At 58.9% G+C, this 19,446-nt stretch carries 11 protein-coding genes; 5 read left to right on the forward strand and 6 right to left on the reverse strand.

Going from position 1 to position 19,446, the window contains the following annotated elements:
• Window positions 1-65: 65 nt before the first annotated feature.
• The 3 genes from NKH99_RS29970 to NKH99_RS29980 are packed head-to-tail and all read right to left on the reverse strand — an operon-like array spanning window position 66 to window position 4,789.
• Entirely contained in the window at window positions 66-3,167 is a 3,102-nt protein-coding gene (locus NKH99_RS29970) for an AAA family ATPase (protein WP_353017430.1), read from the reverse strand.
• Between the two features lie 13 nt (window positions 3,168-3,180).
• On the reverse strand, window positions 3,181-3,525 hold the full coding sequence (locus NKH99_RS29975) for an AAA family ATPase (RefSeq protein WP_353017433.1): 345 nt from the start codon (window positions 3,523-3,525) through the stop codon (window positions 3,181-3,183).
• A 10-nt stretch (window positions 3,526-3,535) separates the two neighbouring features.
• Complete coding sequence (locus NKH99_RS29980; RefSeq protein WP_352648396.1) at window positions 3,536-4,789, reverse strand: metallophosphoesterase family protein; 1,254 nt, start codon at window positions 4,787-4,789, stop codon at window positions 3,536-3,538.
• Window positions 4,790-5,117: 328 nt separating this feature from the next.
• Between NKH99_RS29980 and NKH99_RS29985 the strand changes: the two genes are divergently transcribed.
• The 5 genes from NKH99_RS29985 to NKH99_RS30005 are packed head-to-tail and all read left to right on the forward strand — an operon-like array spanning window position 5,118 to window position 15,101.
• Window positions 5,118-6,278 (forward strand): DUF3320 domain-containing protein, encoded by a 1,161-nt coding sequence (locus NKH99_RS29985; RefSeq protein WP_352648398.1) that lies wholly within the window; start codon window positions 5,118-5,120, stop codon window positions 6,276-6,278.
• A 48-nt stretch (window positions 6,279-6,326) separates the two neighbouring features.
• Entirely contained in the window at window positions 6,327-8,969 is a 2,643-nt protein-coding gene (locus tag NKH99_RS29990; protein ID WP_353017437.1) for an AAA family ATPase, read from the forward strand.
• 12 nt (window positions 8,970-8,981) lie between these two features.
• A complete protein-coding gene (locus tag NKH99_RS29995; protein WP_352648403.1) occupies window positions 8,982-10,148 on the forward strand; it encodes a DUF6361 family protein in 1,167 nt (388 codons plus the stop codon).
• A complete protein-coding gene (locus tag NKH99_RS30000) occupies window positions 10,138-12,000 on the forward strand; it encodes a phospholipase D family protein (RefSeq protein ID WP_352648406.1) in 1,863 nt (620 codons plus the stop codon). Before NKH99_RS29995 ends, NKH99_RS30000 begins: the two co-directional genes overlap by 11 nt.
• A complete protein-coding gene (locus NKH99_RS30005) occupies window positions 11,997-15,101 on the forward strand; it encodes a helicase-related protein (protein WP_353017440.1) in 3,105 nt (1,034 codons plus the stop codon). Before NKH99_RS30000 ends, NKH99_RS30005 begins: the two co-directional genes overlap by 4 nt.
• A 117-nt stretch (window positions 15,102-15,218) precedes the next feature.
• Here the strand turns inward: NKH99_RS30005 and NKH99_RS30010 are convergent, their stop codons facing one another.
• From NKH99_RS30010 to NKH99_RS30020, 3 genes are all read right to left on the reverse strand, one after another.
• Window positions 15,219-18,122, reverse strand: coding sequence for a DNA methyltransferase (locus tag NKH99_RS30010; RefSeq protein ID WP_352648410.1), 2,904 nt, complete (start codon window positions 18,120-18,122; stop codon window positions 15,219-15,221).
• Between the two features lie 95 nt (window positions 18,123-18,217).
• Complete coding sequence (locus NKH99_RS30015) at window positions 18,218-19,171, reverse strand: hypothetical protein (protein WP_352648413.1); 954 nt, start codon at window positions 19,169-19,171, stop codon at window positions 18,218-18,220.
• Window positions 19,168-19,386 (reverse strand): hypothetical protein, encoded by a 219-nt coding sequence (locus NKH99_RS30020; protein WP_352757273.1) that lies wholly within the window; start codon window positions 19,384-19,386, stop codon window positions 19,168-19,170. Before NKH99_RS30020 ends, NKH99_RS30015 begins: the two co-directional genes overlap by 4 nt.
• Window positions 19,387-19,446 lie beyond the last annotated feature (60 nt).

Here is a 19,446-nt window from a genome sequence, read left to right on the forward strand (position 1 = left end):
GCATGCCAAAGTTCTGGCGAAAAAATGCATGCGAGCAAACGGGGCAACAGCAACAATGCCGTCAACTATCCAAGCTTGTGGATCGCGGCGGTGGGAATGACCGCCTTGGCGATGTCGCACAGGTGCTGGTGATGCGTCAGATAGATAACCTGGCCCACACTGGCCATCTCGCCAAACAACCGGAAAACTTCTTCAGAACGGAGATGGTCAAACGTTTCCATGATGTCGTCGGCGATAAATGGGACAGACGGTCTCAGGCTGGCAAACTCGTAATAGCCGGCAAGCCTGAGCGCGAGATACAGCTGGAATCGCGCACCTTTCGACAATGCATCGGCGACCTTCGACTGGCCAGCCCGCTGTTGGGCGATCAGCACTTCGCCGCCCTTTACTGGCTGGGTTGTAAGGCCGGTGTACTGTCCGCGGGTGATGAGTGCGAATGCATCTGAGGCGCGCGTCATCATTCCGGAGCGGTGGCGTTCGCGATAGACCCTGAGCGCATTCGTCGCCGACAATACCGCAAGTTTCAGCTCTATGTAGCGAACGGCCTTCTCCTCTATCTCCAGAAGGACGGTGCGGCGTTCGGCGTCAATTCGCGCAACCGCGCTGTCGCCGCCGACAGCGTCAAGCCTGTCGGTTGCCCGGGCGCGCCGAATGAGCTGCTCCTGCATTAACCCGTCAAGATCGGCGAGTCGTCGCTCTGTTTCGGACGTTTCGATTGCAAGCGCCTCGAGATCCAGGCTTTCGAGCAACGAGCGCGCCTGCGGAACGCTCTCCATCGCAAGTTCGACCGACAGTTGTTCCTCAGTTTCGACCAGACTGCCTCTTAGGCGGTCCCGCTCTCGCAGCAGCTCGTCGCGCTCGACGACCTCTGGCAGGCTCGTCGCTCTAAAAGCGCTTAACACATCCTGCTTTAGGACCTCGTGTGCCGCGAGCTCGGCTTCCAGAGCTTCGCGCGCATCCTCCAGTCGTTGGATATCCGTAAGTAGGGTCATCCGGGTGTCGCGAGCGCGCTCCGCTTGATCCAGGCGCTCAGTAAGCGTGATACTCAGCTGTTCCGGAACCTCATCGCTGCGACCTTCGGAACCTCGCGCAACCAGCCGGGCGATCTCTTCACCAAAAGCAGCTCTATCCGCCTCCATCTTGCGAATGCGAATACGCATGGCCTCACGGTCCTGCAGAGCCTTTGACAGTTCTGACAACTGATCAAGCACGCTGCCGAGGCCGGCGCCGGCGATGCCTTCCTCCAGCCAAGTGCTCTTGAGCGTTTGCTTGACCTCGGCCTGCCAGGCATCCTCTCGTTTCTCGGCCATTTCGACAGCGAGCCGCCTGCCGGCCAGTTCCTCTTCCTTCGCAGCCAGGGTCCTGAGCGCCTCGGCTCGTTCGGCGTCGACCTTGGCCTGCCTGTCGAGGAAGCGATCTGCTGCAACCACCATTGGCCCCAGGCCTTCACTGGGTTCAGGCTGCATTCCAACACTTTGAAGTGCCGCGGCGAGCCCCAAGCATATTCGATCCCCTTCGGCAGCAGCGCGTTCGATCCTTGCACGCGCGCGCATGATCTCGTCCCAGGCGGCAAGCGCGTCAGCGCGAGCGGAAATGCGCGCCTCGACCAGTTCAATCAGCAGTTCGAACGGGTGTGCCTGGTAGTCACCGAGCAATCCGCTTGCCGCCTCCTTGATTTCAGCAGACGTGATTTCAGCACGCTCGGCCAGTTTCGCGAGTTGACCGCGGGCGCGCTCGATGGCGACATCGGTTTCGGCCGCCTTTTGCTTCACTGACCGAAGATCCGCCAGTTCGCTGGCTAAGGTCAAACGGGTTGCCCTGACATGATCGTCCTTGGCCAAAGCTGCTGCAAAGACATCTGCCGTTTGGGCATCGAGGGCCCTCCTGTGGCTTCGCCAGGCTTCATCTCTGTCACGTCGTGAGGCTGCAGCCGCCTCGTCATCGGGCAGTTCGACCGAGGCGCTGATGGCTGCCAGTCGTGACGAAACAGCCGTGTTGCTTTGCTCGAATTCCGCGAGGCGCTCAGAGAGGACTGCCTTTTCCCTTCCCTGCTGTGTCGCAAGTGTCTTCCACGCCGCAACGTGCAAAGGGGTCGGAACCGGTATTTTGGCGAGGGCCTCGGCGTCTCCAGACCATGGCAGAAGGCGCCGCATTGCCTCGTTCAGATTTTTTTGCGTGTCATCCTCGAATGCGCGAGCCTCTTTTATCTCCCTTGCATAGAAACTGGCTTTTGCCTCCGACAGCGCCGCCGTCAGTCTCGCCCTGGCTGGCTCAGGCACTCCCCTTTCCTCGCCAATCCGGTTGCGCGCAGCGTTGAGCCCGTCAACGGCGGCGGCGGCTTCATCGCGGGCCATGCGCAAGCTCTCGGTGATCCCGGAGCGTTGCTCGACCATGTTGCGAAGGGTGCCGACCACCAAGGCTGGCAGCAAGAGCCGAGACGGATCCTGTTCAGCCGATCTTCCAAGCGCGGCGAGACAGCCCGCCGCCACCTGATCGAGCATCTGAGCTTCCATTTTACGGGTTGGCAGATCCATGCCCGCCGAAGCGTAGCGCGCCTTGAGATCGGCCAGACCCCGCACCTGTTCCGAGATCGCGAGCACAGGTTCGTCGACGACAATCGCCGCGATCTTTGCGTTGGCCCGATCAATCTCATCGGCATTAGCCAAGAGGCGGGTTCTCAGCCTGGCGTCATGATCGATCATCTCGGCGATGCTGCCGGTCCAGGTCCGAGGTGGCGACGGGATATTAGGCAGCTCAGCCAACCGTGCCGCCTTGCGCTTGATTTCTGCGAGGATCGGAGCCGCGCGTACATATCGATTCATTGTGGCGAGACGAGCCGACAAAGCCGAGCGCTCAGCCAAGCTGCGGTCGTACTTATCCTCTGCCTCGACCCGGTCCGCCTCAAGCGTCTCGAACGTCGATGCCAGGGTATCGATCGTATCCTTGCGTGTCTTCAGATCCGCAAACCGCCTCTTAAGCTGCGCGATTTCGGTAGCCTGCGCCTGTTTTCGATGGAGTCCGTCGGCTTCAGCCTCGAGTGCGCCCAAAACGTCCGTTGCATGACCCAGGCCAGCGCTGGCGGTGAAGAGAAGCTTGCCGAGATCACCGCGCGATTCCAATATCGCTTTTCCGCCGGCTTCCAGGGTCTCGTCATCGAGCGAGAACATGGTGCCGTAGGCATCACGGGACAGGCCAGCGAGCCGAAATCGCGATCTCGCTCAGCGGCCGGCCCTCGTCGTCATGCAGTGAGTTGTTGCGACTTTTGATGCGCGAGAAGGCTTGCGACTGTTCCCCGAACTCCAAGGTCCCGCCGATCCGCATGGAGCTGTATTCATGCATGAAGTTGTAGCGGCTGCGATCTTCGATACCGAAGAGCAAGTCGAGATACGCGGAAAGTGCGGTTGATTTACCGGCCTCGTTCAATCCGAACACTATGTGCAGGTCGGGACCCGAAGCCGGTTTAGGTCCGAAGTCGATCGCCTTGTCGGTGAACTTTCCGTAGCGGGTTAGATCGAGGCGTCGCAATCTCATCGCGTCAACCTGCCTTGAGCTTGGCGGTGACCAGGTCGATGCCGCGTGCAAGCGCGTCGTTTAGAAACAATTCCAACGCCGCTTCGTCCTTACCAACAAAACCTCGCGCTTCAGGCGGTAGATCCGCAATCGTCTTCAACACGAACTCTCGCGCGTCGGATCGGAAAACCTCCGAAACTGCATTGGCACGCATGGACTGTGCGAGCTCCAAGGTCGGATCGGCAACGCTTTCCAATTTGCCGATATCAGGGGCACCAGAGAGATCGAGCTCGAACTTTTCGATCCACGTGCTACCGACCTGCTCAGCCGCCTGTGCGGCCTCGGCGAGCATCAAGTCCCTGTCACGGAGCATGACCCAAGACAGAGGAGAGGCGCCGACCAGGCGAAGGCGGGCAATGAGATATCGGGATCTTGCCATTTCCCTCGATTGCTCAAGCACCGAGCGGATGCGGCCGACGACCTCGGACAAATCGGAAATGCCCGTCAGGTCGACACTGACACGCTCGAATTGCGCAACGCTGGAAAGCTTTTCCTCGATATTGACCGAGCGATCGTCGCCAATGGTCACCAGGGTGACTGATTTTTCACCAGCCTCGTTGATGTCCCTACCCTGAGGCGTTCCTGGCATAACGAGCATATGCGCGCCAGGGTACACCTTGCGGGCGTGAATGTGACCAAGCGCCCAATAATCAAAACCGTGCCCCTGCAGATCGGCTACGCTGCAGGGAGCATAGACGTCATGGCCGGGTGCACCGGCCAGACTCGTGTGCATTATGCCTATGTTTGCCATCCCTTCCTGCGGGCCGGCATACTTTGGCAGCAAGCTTTCAGGTGCCTTGGTACTGGCGAAGCTCAGTCCGTGGAACGCTACATCCACTCCCGCGCCGGGCTGAATCACCAATTGGGCGCGGCCTCCGAAAATGGTCACCGCGTCCGGCATCACGAGCTGCTTCGAGATGCGCGACATGGCATCATGGTTGCCGCGGATCATATAGACCCTGACACCAGCTTGATGCAGGCGGGCCATCTGAGTGGCCACAAAGCGCGCTGTCTTCATCGACGTCTGGTCGCCGTCGTAGAGGTCTCCGGCAATGACAAGCGCGTCGACGCGCTCCGCCAGGCAGAGATCCACGATTGCAGTGAACGCCTGGCGGCTGGCATCCCCTACAAGTTCTGCGAGATCGGGATTGCGCAACGCAAGCGAGCGCAGCGGCGAATCGAGATGGATATCGGCCGTATGAACAAATCGAAATGCCATCTGGGGCGCCCTCCTGGCCCGAACAGACGTTCAGGCAACATTGCCCATCAAGTCAAATCGCCCAAAACGTCGCAGCGAGCGGCGAAGGCGTCTCCAGTCCGGTTAGCAAAGTGCGCCGGCGTTCGGCAACAGTATCTGTGAATTGAGGCCTCGAAGTCAGGACATGGTGTGTGCGACCTTCTTGTGAGGGAGCATTGACAGGCCCGACCTCCCTGTTGCGAGCCTCAACTATCGCGTGGATAAGCGAAGCTTTTGCACTCATCCGTCAGCCAAGAGCCTTTTATATCCGCAAGAAATTGCTTAATCTCCACGCGGGGGTATGGGGTCAATGCAGTCTGCCGATAGTTCAGAGTTAGTAACAAATGATAGTGAAGTTGCCGGTAGGCCACCTGGCTCGACCATAGTTGCCGAGGTCGCGTCCAGCTTCACTTATGCATCCTATCAGAATGCGATTCCGGTTATCCGGTCCATCCGGCTCGATAACGACACCGCCCGCAGTTTTGAGAATTGCCGGCTGGAGCTTACGTCGTCACCGTCGTTCCTGCGGCCGAAGACCTGGACGGTAGACCGCCTCATCCCAGGCGACCGGCTCCAGCTGAGTGACCGCAAGGTAGAGCTTGACGCTGGATATCTCGCCGGCCTGAACGAACGTGTCTGGTCGACGGATTGGTGGTTTGACTCAAAGAGCTGCGCGGATCGCCTACACGCAAGCCTGGAGACCCTGCTTAAGGAAAGCCGGGCGCGTCATTCAAGCGAGCAGACGGGGGAGGTGACAACGCGTTGGGAAATGGGTCAGCAGCTCGAGCCGACAGGCGAACCGGAGGCGCAGACGCCTGCCCCAATCGAGGAGCCCCTGCCCCTCCCGACCACGTCCGAGGTTGAGCTGGTTTCTGCAAGAGTTGCAACAGCACCCGAGCCCTCGGCCGTTGCAGCATTTTCAACAATGGTCGACGAGCCAACCCAAAACCAGGGCGAGCAAACCCGTTATCGTGTGACGGATCTAACCGACTTTCGGCCGGACCCCGAGCAATTCTTCGAGTTTAGCTACGGCACCACGCTGCGCGGGATGATCGAAGCCGTCGTTGACACGGAGAGCCCATTGCGCTCCGACGTTCTCGCCCAGCGCATCGCACGGGTTCACGGTTGGCTGCGCACGGGCGGCCGCATCCGCGAGAGGATCGACCTGCACCTGCGAGATCTGGATCGCACGCAGGAATCCAGCGGCGAATTCATTTGGAAAAAGAGCGGGCTCTCGGATCTCCTTCCCTATCGTCAGCCGGTCAACGAGGAAGCGCGACGTTCAATTGCCGACATACCGTTGGCCGAGCTTGCCTCGGTCGTGATCGACAATCCCGGACTTCTCGACATGCCCGATCCTGCACGCGACATGGCCCATCTTCTTGGAGTTGAGCGCCTTGCCGCGGTATCGCGCGCGCGGCTGGACGAGGCGATCGCCAGGGCGAGACAGCATATTGCTGGATCCTCCTAGCCAGAGTCCTACAGGAATTCGCTAGGGTTTTTTTATGGGGGAAGGATAATGGCGGCGACACCGATTGATGATGTTGTCGACTGGTCGGCAAAACTCTCGACCTGGAAACAGGACGCTCTGCGGCGGCTGGCGATCAGCAATGAGCTCACGGATGCTGACATTGTGGCTCTGCTGGCGATGGTCAAATACGCGGCCGGCTTTGCGCTCACTTCGGCGCCGCCCGCCCCGATACCGTTTACGAAAGCCCACTTTGGGAACGGAGAATATCAACCAATCGTCCTCAAGCGCATCGCCAATGTCGAAAATGTTAATCGGCTGGTGCCCAAGGCATCTCTCACGTTCTGTCCCAAGGCTTTGACGATCGTCTACGGTCGCAACGGGAGCGGCAAAAGCGGGTTTGTTCGGATCTTTCGCACCGCTTGTCGGACGCGCCTTGAGAACCCAGCCAGGCTGAAGGTTCTTGCTGACGTTTACGGAAGCACGCCCGGCCCTCAGACAGCCGACATCGTGATCGATGCCGGCGAAGGCGAGGTGGTACTTCCCTGGTCGCCAGGCAGCGCAGCGCCGCCGCAGCTCATGCAAGTTGCGGTGTTTGATACGGCCTCCGCCGAGCTTTACGTCGACGGCGGAAATCAAATCCGTTTTCTTCCTTTCGGACTGGCTCTGCCGCATCGGCTCAACGCAGTCTGCATTACCTTGAAGGAGAACCTGGAGGCAGAACGGGCGAAGGAAGTCGGCAACAAGGTCGAACTGACTGCGCTCGCGTTTCCTGCCCAGCACGGCACCGTGGCTCAGCTCTTCAACAAGCAGCTGAACAAGTCCACAACCGATGCGCAGATTGAGTCGGCAACGACGTTTACCGAGACGGACCAGCAGCGTCTCGCTGAACTCACCTCCGCCCTTTCCGCAGGCGCTGCCGCCGCTGCCGACGTCACCGCGCTTTTGAAGTGGACAGATGCGCTGCTGCTGGAGGTCGGGGCTGTCGGATCGGCATTCGCAGATGCAACACTGGACGAGCTTCGAAAGCTCCGCGCTTCAGCAGTTGCAGCACGCCAGGCAGCGACGGTAGCCGCTGGCGAGTTGTTCACCGATGAACCTCTGCCAGGTGTCGGAAGCGGTACATGGCGGGCACTTTGGGCCGCGGCTCGCAATTACTCGGTGACAGAAGCGTATAAGGATAAGGAGTTCCCGGTTCTGGTGGCAGACGGCGGCGCTGCTGCATGCATGCTATGCCAGCAGCCGCTTTTGCCCGACGGTGCTGCCCGCATGCAGCGTTTCCAAAAATACATGGACGCCACACTCGATGCTGCCGCCCGGGAAGCCGAGAAAGCCGTCGAAGACGCCCTGGGAAGCATCCATGCCCTGGCTCTCCTTGGCGCCTCCGATTTTGCTGACCGTCTCGAGCAGGTAAAAAGGAGGGACGAGATGCTCGCTGGCGCCCTCGCAACCCTCCAGGCATCGGCAGTCGCACGGCGAGCGGAGGCCCTCGCGCGATTGCGGTGCGAGAGCAGTCAGACGATTCCTCCTCTCGTCGTGCCGATCGAGCAGCTGGAAGCTTTCGCGCTCAAATTGAAAGGCGAGAAGGATGGACTAGCGCAGGCGGCAGACAACGAAGAGCGGATCAAACTCCTGGCGGAAAGGACGGAGCTTGAGGACCGCAAGCTGCTCTCCATCAACAACACGAAGCTCACCGTGCGACGGAATTTGCTCATCGTTGATGACGCCTACTCCAAGGCTCTCGCCGACGTCCAAACTCGTGGCATTACGCAGCGCGCGAATGAGCTTGTCGATGCCCACCTGACAACAGCCGTCGTCACGCGTTTTGATGCCGAGCGCGCCCGCTTCGACATCATGCACCTCAAGGTAGGCCTCGCACGCAAGAGCAATCAGACAAAGGCGGAATTCGAGGTCGATCCCAAGACAAAACTGGCCAAGGTTACCTCGGATATCCTGAGCGAGGGTGAGCAGCGTGCCTTGGCTCTTGCCGGATTCCTGACCGAAGTTGCTTTGACCGACGGTTCAGGTCCGATCGTGATTGACGATCCCGTTTCGTCGCTCGATCGCGATCGAAGTGCAAGGGTCGCCCAGCGAATCGCTGAGGAGGCAACCATGCGACAGGTCATCGTGTTTACGCACGATATTGTGTTTTTCAATGAACTCAGTCGCGCGGCTGATGAAGTGGGCATCGAGCCCGTCACGGTGGCACTTTTTAGCGACAAGACTGCCGCTGGCAGAGTGGATACGGCAGGGATGCCGTGGAAGGGGCAAAACGTCGGCAAGCGCATCGGGCTGTTGAAGAACGACTCAGCACAACTGACCAAGCTGCTTGCGACCAGCCCGGCCGAGTACGAGTACCGTGTGAAGAACCTCTATGGCCGATTACGCGACACTTACGAGCGTGTGGTGGAGGAAGTGATATTCCGGGACATCGTGCGAAGAGGAACGGATGTCATCCAAACCCAGCTACTGCGCTATGTTCGACTCTCGGACGCGTTGGCAATACGATTCCACGAAGGCATGACCCGCGCAAACACTCACAGCCACGACAATCCCGCGGCGGACACGGTAGCTGTCCCCCTTCCCCAGGAGTTCATCGCGCATCTGTCCGAACTTGAGGCCCTGGTTGCTGATTTGAAGTTCGACAGCGAGGCAGCAGAGGCGGATCGGCCGCAGATGAAGCCAAAAAAATAGCAGGCAGAATTGATGTCTTATCTCGCTTGGATTGATTTCGACCCCGAGGAGCGTCGGCGCGCTCAAACGCTGATCGACCTGTTCAAGCAGCCAGAAGCTCGCGATGAGCTTGGCCTAGGCACGGTGCGCGATGGCCTTGCCGATCTCCTCTTCCCCGGGACCAGCACGATCCAGACGCGACTGCGCTACATGCTGTTCATTCCATGGATCTATCTGGAGGCCCAAAGCCGAAGGGCGACGCAGGCAGAACGGACAGTCATTGCTCGCGATCTGGAATTTGATTTGAGCGAAGCACTTCTACGAAACGGAGAAACAGTTGATGTGATTGGTCGTCTCGCCGGTCGAAGCCTCAAACGGCTACCCTCGAGTGTCTACTGGGCCGGACTGCACACCTTGGGAATTCGAACGCTGCCAGGCAACCAGGCGACCTTCCATTCTTACGGGCCCGAAAGCCTCAAGGACCATGATCTCAAACTGTGGACATCTAACCTCCCGAAACCGCCCGGAAATCTCTTCGATAAAACTGCCTTCGCGCTGACGCGAGGAGAAGCTGACTTTCTGCGCGATCGCATCGCGAGCAATGCGAGGGCAAGCTTGCTGAATGAATTGGCACGCAAGGCAAAGTCCTTTGCCGAGGACTGGCCCTGGCAGGTGAGCGAAGACACCGTGTCAGACTCAAATCGTGCGATACTGCGACACGCCGAAAGATTCTCGGGTGTGATGTATGGCGCCACTCTGCTCTACAACCTCTTGCTGGCACTTCGCGCAGCCGAACGGCCGAATGCAAAAAAACACGCAGACGCTCCTAGGCTCGTGGGGGATTACCGCTCGCGACTTGAAGACTGGAAGGCGGAGCTTGGGCACCTGGCTTTGAGCGATTGGGATCTTGACGATCTCTTTGGCCTGATTGGGAAGACCAGCCACAATCTAAGCAAGGCATCGCGCGATTTTGTCCGCGGCTGGGTATCGATAGCGCGGAACGGCACCGTGCAGCTTGAGGCAAATAACCTTGCGATTGAGCTTCTCAAGCAGCGGGAACATGGACTTAAGCGGATGAAGGCGCGGCTCCTGCACGACGCCCCACTTGAGCGTTGGTCGGGTGCCTCTGGCGACGCGCGCCTCGATTTCAGGTGGAGGATCGCCAGCAGCTATCTTGGGGAGCTTGCAGATGCCGGTTGACCCCGCCTTCGACCCGGAAAATCGGGAACTGTACACCACACTCATGCGCTCGCCCGATAGGTATCGGTTCGACCACGCCGTTGCGACGACCTACTCGCTCGACTTCGAGACTGCCCTCGCCATCCCTATCGCCATCGTTTTTCGGGACGCCGAAAACCGCAACGAGATGTTACGCAGCCCCTTGGCTTTACTGCAAAGCGTCGAACGGATGGCCGGTCGGATGGCCATTTACTGCGACCGGGGCCGCATAAAGGAAACGCGTCCTGCCGCAGCCCGCCTGATGGCTCTCTACGAAAAGACAATCACCGAGGTCTCGGCACCGGGCGGCGGCGCGTTTCATCCCAAATTGTGGTGCATCCGGTTTCAGCCGGAACGAAAGGGAGAGCCAAGTCGCATGCGCCTGGCCATTCTCTCACGGAACCTGACCAATGACCGTTGCTGGGATTTGGCTCTCTGCCTCGACGGCACCGTCAAAGAGGATATCAATAAGGTAAATGAGCCCGTCGTGCAGCTCCTTCGAGCAGTGCCCGGCTTGGCAAATTCAGTCACCCGGCCTCCGACGCCCAAATTCCTTCCGTCGCTCCTGCGAGATCTCGAACGCTGTTTCTGGGACGATCTGCCTGCCGGGGCGACGAAGGTCAGGTTCGCGGTCAATGGATTGGACGTGGGAACTTGGTCCCCGCACAAAGGCGAGCGCCTCGCCATTGTGTCACCGTTCGTGAGCGGTGACGCTCTCAAGCACTTGGCCGAGGGTTACGATAACCCCTCAGCATGTCAGCTTGTGGCGCGAGCCAATGAACTCGACTGTATCAACCACGCCGTTCGCGAGATGTTCGAGATTCGAACCCTTGATGAGCGCGCTACCGAATGTGAGGAGGAGGATCGCGACGAAGCGTGTTCGGCTGATCTCGATGGCCTCCACGCCAAGGCCTACCTCGTGGAGCGAGGCTCGCGTCTGCAGATCCATATTGGTTCGGCCAACGCGACAACTGCCGCGCTCTTACCGATCCGCGGAGGGCGGACACAGAACGTCGAAATCATAGCCACGCTCGATGGCCCCAAGACCCGTATGGGCACGATCGAAGAAGCCCTCTTTTCGGACGGGTTTCAGCGACTTTTAGCTCCTTACGCACCGGCCGAACCGCCAGAGCAGGATGCTGCCGCGGCTGCCGAAAAGGCTCTCGAAAAATTGCGCAGCAAGATTGCCGGTCTGCCCCTCGATCTTCATTGCGTACAATTGACCGAGGCTATCGGTCTCGAACTCGAAGTCGCAGGCAAGGCTCCGCCGATCGAGATCCCCGAAGGCGTGAGCTGCTTCGTTCGCGCGATTACGGTTGCGAATGAAGGGGGATATGACGCGGCGCCCTTGCTTTCCGGCATGGAGCCTAGAAAGGCGCTTGGCGCCGTTCCGTTGGGCGACGTCACCCGTTGGGTAGGGATGCGACTGCGAGACGAGGAAACAGGTGTAGAGCTTGCCTTTACATTGGGTGCAAGGCTCATCGGCCTTCCTGATGGACGCGATGCCGCCATCCTGCGAGCCCATATCGCCAATGTTGAAAACTTCTTGCGGTATCTTAGTTTGCTGCTCGGGAGCCTCGGCGAAGGCAGCTTCCTGGAAAGCGAAACCGCGGGCGAAGGGCAATGGCTGAGACGGCTCGGCCAAGGTGGTGCTTCCCTCCTCGAGCCGATGGTGCGAGCGCTGAGCCTCGGTAACGGTGAGCTCATCGAGATTGGCCAGCTCATCAAGCGCCTTCAAGATCCGGATGGCGGCACAAGTATCGTCCCAGAGGAGTTCCTCAAGCTATGGTCCAGCTTTGCACCGCTCGTGGCTTCGAAGGGTGCACGCCAATGACCTATCGCGCCGAAGAGCATTTGAAGCTCCTCAAGCCGTTCCAGCGAGCCACGGTGGACTATGTTTTCCGACGTCTGTTTACGGATGCATCGGCCATACGCCAATTTCTCGTCGCCGACGAAGTTGGCCTCGGAAAAACCATGGTTGCACGGGGCGTCATTGCGAAGGCGATCGAAGAGCTGACTGGCAAGGTCGATCGGATCGACGTGATCTACATTTGCTCCAATCAAGCAATCGCCGAACAGAACATAAAGTCTCTCAATGTGATCGGTTCGGCGACCAAACCGCTGAACACCCGCCTCACGCTGCTGCCGCTCGAGATTGGACAGGAGGGTGGAATCGCCTCACGGCCTATCAATCTCATCAGCCTGACGCCAGGGACAGCGCTCGATCTCAAGTCATCGCTTGGTACAGCGAAGGAGCGCGCCCTTATTTATGAGATGTTGAGGAAGAGGCTCGGTATTCGGCATAGCGGCGTGCAGCGCATCTTCCGTGGAGGAGTTACTGCAGACAACTGGCCCGGCTGGACCGATTGGATACGCAACCAGCCGATATCCCAGGAAATCGCGCAACAATTCAACAATGCCATTGGCAATGATTTCATACAGCGTATCCGCGAGGCCGCGGAGCTAGCAAGAAGCAGGAAAAGTCCTGACTACCCTCCCGATCATCGCCCGGCTACGATGATCGGGCAACTGCGCCGCATTCTCGCGCGGATTTGCGTCGACGCACTGACCCCAGATCTTATTATCTTGGACGAGTTTCAGCGATTTGCCGAACTGCTGCACGATCATGATGAGGAGCGCGCACCCGAAAAGGCAGCTGCTGCAGAGCTCGCGCGTGCTCTCTTTTCTTATTCCGGACCTGACGGATCGACGGCCCGATTGTTGCTGCTATCGGCAACGCCATACCGGATGTTGACACTGAACAGTGACGATCCCGAAGAGGGCAATCATTACAGCGATTTCCTGCGAACCATGCGCTTCCTGTTTGGCGGGGAAGATGGTGAGGCCCGTGTCCAGGAGCTCGAAAAGGAACTCTCCCTCTTCCGGCGTGCATTGCAGGCCATGCCAGAGACCAGATCGGTCGCACGTATCCAGCGCGACCGTGTCCAACACATCCTGAGCCAGGTCGTTGCCCGGACGGAGCGAGTGGATTCCACCGATGACCGCAACGCACAGGTCCGGGAGTTCAAGCCTCAACTAACGATCGAGACGGAAGATCTTCAGGAGGCGAAGGCCGTCGCTCATGTAGCCGAGCTCGTGAGTGCGCCAGGCATTGTCGAGTATTGGAAGTCATCGCCGTACCTCCTCAACTTCATGCGCGGTTACAAGCTGAGGGAAAAGCTACAGGCGGTGAAGCTGCGGCCGGCCAAGGAACTACGCAAAGCGATCAGAGCCGCTGCCCCCCACTTCATCAACAAGGAGCAGGTCGAAGGCTACGAGGCAATTCCCATTCGTAATGGAAGAATGCGGGCTCTCGCTGAATCAGCTTTCCAGCACGGGCTCGATCGCGCGCTGTGGATCCCACCGTCCCGACCATCATTTGGGGAGCCCATTCCGGCGACAAAGACCTTGGTCTTCTCGGATTGGTCGATGGTCCCTGACGCGATCGCGGCAATTCTCTCGCATGACGCAAGCCGCCGTATGAGCATGACGTCGGACCTCGTCAGTCGCACCAGCCGTCCAATCGGCGTCGAGGAAATGATGCCGATGTTGTGTCCTTCACCTAGCCTTGCCGCCTGGGTGGACCCCTTGGCTTTGGAAAGACGGTTTGGACGTGCGGCGACCTACGACCAACTGGTGAGTCAGGCTCGTGAAGCTCTTGCTGAACGCATTGACCCGGAATGTCTCTCTCGACTGGCCGAGCGATCGGGTCGCCTCCTTCCGCTCACGCTGGAAGTTGAATTGGGGCAAGGCATAAACTGGGGCAAGGTCGGTGCCATCGAACATGACGCCCATGACGAGCATGGGGCGGTGGCGCGAACCATCGAAGCGATCAGAGGCGCGCTCGAAGCCGAAGACAATCTCAGCGATCTTGATGCAAGGGACATATACGACAAGCTTGCGGAATTTGCCCTTGGTTCGCCTGCCGTATGTGCACTCCGGGCACTCGCTCGCCTCTGCCCGGAGCTGTCGCTGGACGATCCGGCGCTTGCAGGGGCAGCGATCACGATCGCTCTGGGGTTCCGCAGCCTGTACAACCAGCCCGAGAGCCGCGCATTGTTGGAGGAATCTTCGCCAATAAACTATTGGCGTCAGATTACTTCTCATGCTGCACGAAACGACCTTCCCGCCGTCCTGGATGAGTACCTTCACCTCATTTTGGAAAGTGAGCGGGCCGAACAATTCGATGCAGCCGACCGCGCTCACCTTATTGCAGCGAAGGTGGTCGAGGTAGTCGCGTTGAGGCCGGCTCAGATTACGCTCGACCATTGGACCGCCGGACGCTCACGCTTGCAGAACAAGACTTTCGAAGTGCGCGCTCGTTTCGCCATGCGATTTGCGGCAAACGCAGAGGAGGAGAAGGGCGTTCGTCGGACAACTCTCGTCCAGGCGGCCTTCAAATCGCCTTTTCGCCCCTTCGTTCTCGCATCAACGTCGATCGGACAGGAGGGCCTCGACTTCCATCCCTACTGCGCTCGGGTCGTACATTGGAACCTGCCCCGCAATCCGGTCGACATCGAACAGCGTGAAGGCCGCGTCCATCGCTTCAAAAACCACGCTGTGCGCCGCAATGTCGCTGCAGAGTTCGGCCGTTTTGCGCTGGGAGGCGACGATGGGCGGCCTTGGTCAGGCATCTTCGACGCCGCTCAGAATCAAGAGAGCGCACACGGACGTGCTGGGGATATCGTGCCCTACTGGCTCTACCCTGGTGAGGCAAAAATCGAGCGCATGGTCCTGATCCCTCCGTTTAGTCGGGAGGTGGAGCGCTACGAGAATCTGAAAAAGTCTCTGGCTACCTATCGGTTGGCCTTTGGCCAGCCCCGGCAAGATGAGTTGATCGAACTGTTTTCGGCGTTCGGATCGGACGTAGTGGCGGACCTAGCCAACCTGCAAATCTCACTCAGGCCATCTCAGATAGGCTCCTTCCCATGTTGATGCGGAGTGGGAATAGCTGTGGTTCGTCGGATCGCGCAGTCGGCATCTTTGCGCGCTCGTTTACCGTTCAGGCTGCCGGCACCAAAGGCGAATCTGAGGCGATAGCTGCTGGGAGCCTCAAGGTCGGATCGCGTCCTCGGTAACATATGCAGCGTGATCGTTGACCCTACGAGGGAGACCTGGCTTCTCTACAGGGTCACCTTGCGCCTCTGTCGCTGCAACCGCCTTGTTCAGATCGAACAAGAAAGCGAGCGGGTCCGCCTTAGCTGGCATGGCGAAGGCTTTGCGCACCGCATCGTCAAGCGCCTCATGCGCATCCCTCAACGGGTTGGCTCCCGGCAGTTCGAGCGTCCGATAGAGTTCCCGGAATGACCGCTTGTGTTTTTGCGCAAGTTCGGCCCTGACCGAGCGCAACTCAATGCCGGCATCGGCCACCTGGCGGACTGCTCTGAGTGAGGGCGATTGCGGCCATGGGAAGCTATCCCAGACGGTGTTCGATGTGTAGCGAAAGTCCGATTTGAGCGTCGAGCAGCGCGCGGTGAACCACTTCCAATGCGTATCGGACTGAAGGATGCCGAAGGAATAGTCATCATCATATGCGAAAACTTGGAGCGCATCGTTGGGGCTAATCCCACTGCTGAGAAACACGAAGATCGGCCGCTTTGTGACACGTCCGCACACAATGTAGCGAGGAATGCCTGCGAGCGCTTCCATCATGTCCTCGCGGCCGTAGGACATCTTCCACCAAGACTTGAGAAAGTTTGCGTGATGCTTGTTGACGCGCGCTTTTGGGTTCTTTGCGAGAGCGGCCGAATTTCGCTTTGCTTCTTTGGCGGCAGCGGCCACGCGAATGGGCAGGACGATTTCCTTCAGGCGCTGGAAGGGCATTCCCGTACTTTCCGCTTCTAGAATATCCATGCGGCTGAAATCGATGACGTAGCGACCTGGACGTGGGTCCTTCTTTCCAATGAGTTCGTTGGCAATGAAAAAGGGACGCAGCACCTTAGAAAGTTCGGCATCTTTGCTGCTGGAAATCGCGAGATGCGCGACGTCAGCCTTGAGAAGGAAGCCCTTGTGGCCGTGGGTCTGCCCTTGATAGCAGCCTTCCGCCTTATTGGCCTTGATGGGCAGAGCCTTAGACACGTCGTGATTGAATGACAGCGACGGTCCGATATGCTCCATCGACTGGACCCGTTCGGCCTCGCCCGCCTTGTTCCCTTGCTGCGCAAAGAGCCGTTTCAGCCCAGGCTGCAGTCCCTTAATCCAATTCACGATTGAAACGTGTACGACGGCTTCCCCCGACCACGGCATTGTCGACATGGCTTCCGTAATCGTACCGCCATTGTCGACGATATAGTCAATACTGGCTTCGCGGCTGTAGTTCTGCCGAACGGTATTGGTGCCAACAAGGCCGGCCCTTTGGCCGGGCTTCAGGTGGTCGTGAGCCCGGTGGAACCAGTAGCAGCAATAGTCCGCGCGGCCGTCGATTTCCGGATAGCGTTCGCGCAGCCTATGAGAATAACCAGCCTCCATCTCGCCCTGAAGCTTATTCTTGCTCTGGTAGGGAGGGTTGCCGACGATAGCGTCGACGTTCGGCCAGTCGAGAAATAGCGCATCCCCTTGGCGGATATTCTCGTCGAGATTATCGAGCGGCAGCGCTTGTTCATCGAGTTCGAGTTCGCCCTGTAAGGCCCCGATCGTCTCGCGTGCCTGATCTAACGCAAGCTTTTTGGCAAGCATGAGCGTGACCTTGGCGAGCTCCACACCGAACCCGTCGAGTTCGACGCCGTAAAATTGCTTGGGTGAAATGACACTGAGCGTCTTCGCCTGCTTCGCAAACTCGCTGGATGAGAAGTCATCCTTCAATCGCTGGAGGATGCGCAAATCCAGGCGGACCATTTCACGATAGGCAACGTAGAGGAAGTTACCGCTACCGCAGGCGGGATCGAGCACACGGAACTCGGATAGCGCTCGCCGTATCGCAAGCAATTCTTTCATTGTCTTGGCAGCGTCGATGCGCTCGCGCCAAGGTCTAACGATCGTCGGCCCAACAATACGCTGGATATCGGCTTCGGACGTATAGTGGGCGCCAAATGCGTGCCGCTGTTCCTTGTCCATGCTGTCTTGGAACAACGTGCCGAAGATCGCCGGATTGACCTTCGACCAGTCCTTTGTCGCCGCACCCACGTTTTCCCGTCCGATGAGATCAAGCTGAAAACGATCCAGTTCGATGGGATCAACGGCATTAAAGAGGCCACCATTGAAGTAGCGCACGCCCTTAAAGCGGCCCGCTTCTGCCGCTTTTGGATCGTTCATCTGGCGAAACAGGCTACCAAAGAGATCATAGGATGATTGACCGCGTTCGACGCAGTCATCGTAGATGCTCTGGATGGTAGCAGCCGGCATCAGGTCGATGTCCTCGGCGAACATCGCAACAAGCAGCTGAAGGACGAACCGCTGGGCCTGGGGACGCGCTACGGGTTTGCCGGGCCGCTTGACCAAGCCGCGGAAGAGCTCAGCCATCTTGTCGGCCGCCTGCCGTGAGACCGTTTCCCTATCATTGCCGAAGACTGGCTTGGGATGGTGGGGATACAGAAAGTTTAGCGCGGGATAGCGCTGGGGAAGATCGTCGAGCTTCACCTTGTCGACCGGTTCGCCCAGTTGCTTGTCGAAGTCGTAGATCCAGAACTCTTTGAAGTTGCAGAGTACGACGTAACGGGGCCGATCCGGAACAGCCGCGATCCAATAATCGAAGGCTTGCTGGTAGTGCAGGTGAAGCTTTTCGCCCGCACTCTTCATTTCCATCAGAACATGAGGCTTCCAGATGAGGTCAGCGAATTTCTTGCCCTTGGCCCCCGCCTTTGCAACACGAAATTCGAGAGTGGCCCCGGCTTCCTTATAACCGTCGTGTCCGAAAGCCTGGAACAAGCGATCACAAAAGACCTGAGATTCGCCTTTCTCATCGGTCAGGGGCTTGGCGTATTCGACAAATTTCTTCAGTCGGTCAACAACTTCGGACACGCAATCCTCTCAAGGGTATGCAAAAATCAACCTTTATGCTCAGAATCCTTATCAGCGAATTGCGTGATCTGCCTCTGCATCGGTCTCGTCGGTGCTCACAGGATCTTCGCTACCGAGAAGTAGGGTTCGGCTTCGAGATTCAAGGCAGAGATCTTGGCCTTCAAAAGCCGGCGAAGATCGACGCGTTGATCGAGCACGGCGCGCAGGTCGAACCCCTCCATTAGAAAGATGGCTTTGTCCGGGTTCTGTTTGAGAAGCGGCACGACGTGATCTGACCAGCCCTCGACCGATAGGAACAGACCCATCGTTTGCCGGCCGGAACGCGCCACCTGACCGGCCAGGCCATCGAGCTGGCGGATATCGGCCAGCCGCGTCCGCCACCGACACTCAACGATGTAGTGCCAGCCGTCGAGTTCGAACGCGGCGTCGATCTGCTCGCCTCCGCCATTTCGACGGAAGGCACGAAGGACGGGTATCCCGTGCAGGTCGAATGCGCGGTTCAACAGGTCCTCGAGGAAATAGCCGCGTTGCTGGTAGTCGCTCGACGAGGCGGCTTGGTCGAACTGGGCGAGCAGCAGGGAGCTTTGGCGGGCGAGCGTCTCCCTCTGTTCGCGACGGCGTTGTTGAACCTCAGTGCCCCTGAGAGCTTCTGCTTGTTTGCGCTCGCGAGCGTCGGCCGCCTCGAGCACACCATGCATCTCGCGGGCCTTCTGAACAACCGCGCGGGCCTGATACTCGTTTTGTGCGAGGTGAAACGCCGACCAGTCGGCTGCGATGGCTATAATGTTGCGCACCACGGGGTGATCGGCTCCGGTGTTCGCCAACTCTTCAAGCACGATGGCACCAGCATCGCGCTTCGAGCGTTTCTCGCCGGTGGAGGGATCGCGCTCGGTGAGGAAGCGACGAATCAAATCCTCGGAGACGCCGCTTCGACGGAGGATTTGGTCAGCTGCAGTCTTCTTGACGTAAACCAGTGTGGCGATGGCTTCGAGCGCCAGGCGGCGCGCGTCAGCATCGGGGGTTATGGTAAGATCAGGTTCGGTGCTCATTCGGCGCACCCAGGCAGCATTGCGCGTAATTCAGCAAGGAAACGGGCGGCGACATTAGCCGCATCGGAGGCGGCTCCCGCATCGACATCGATGCCATGCGCTGCTTGGTTGAGCACCCGTAGGGCGCTTTGGAACTGGCGGACGTTATGCGGAGGCCTTCCATTGCGCTCCAAGTCGGCGAGTGTCGCCCCGATTGAGAGCGGACGTTCGATCAAGCCTGTCTCCTCGACCAAGGCGCGAAAGCGGAGACGACGACAGCTCCAGCATGCGACGCG

Origin of the sequence: Mesorhizobium sp. M0854, from assembly GCF_040319815.1 — a bacterium.
Classification (GTDB): Bacteria; Pseudomonadota; Alphaproteobacteria; order Rhizobiales; family Rhizobiaceae; genus Mesorhizobium.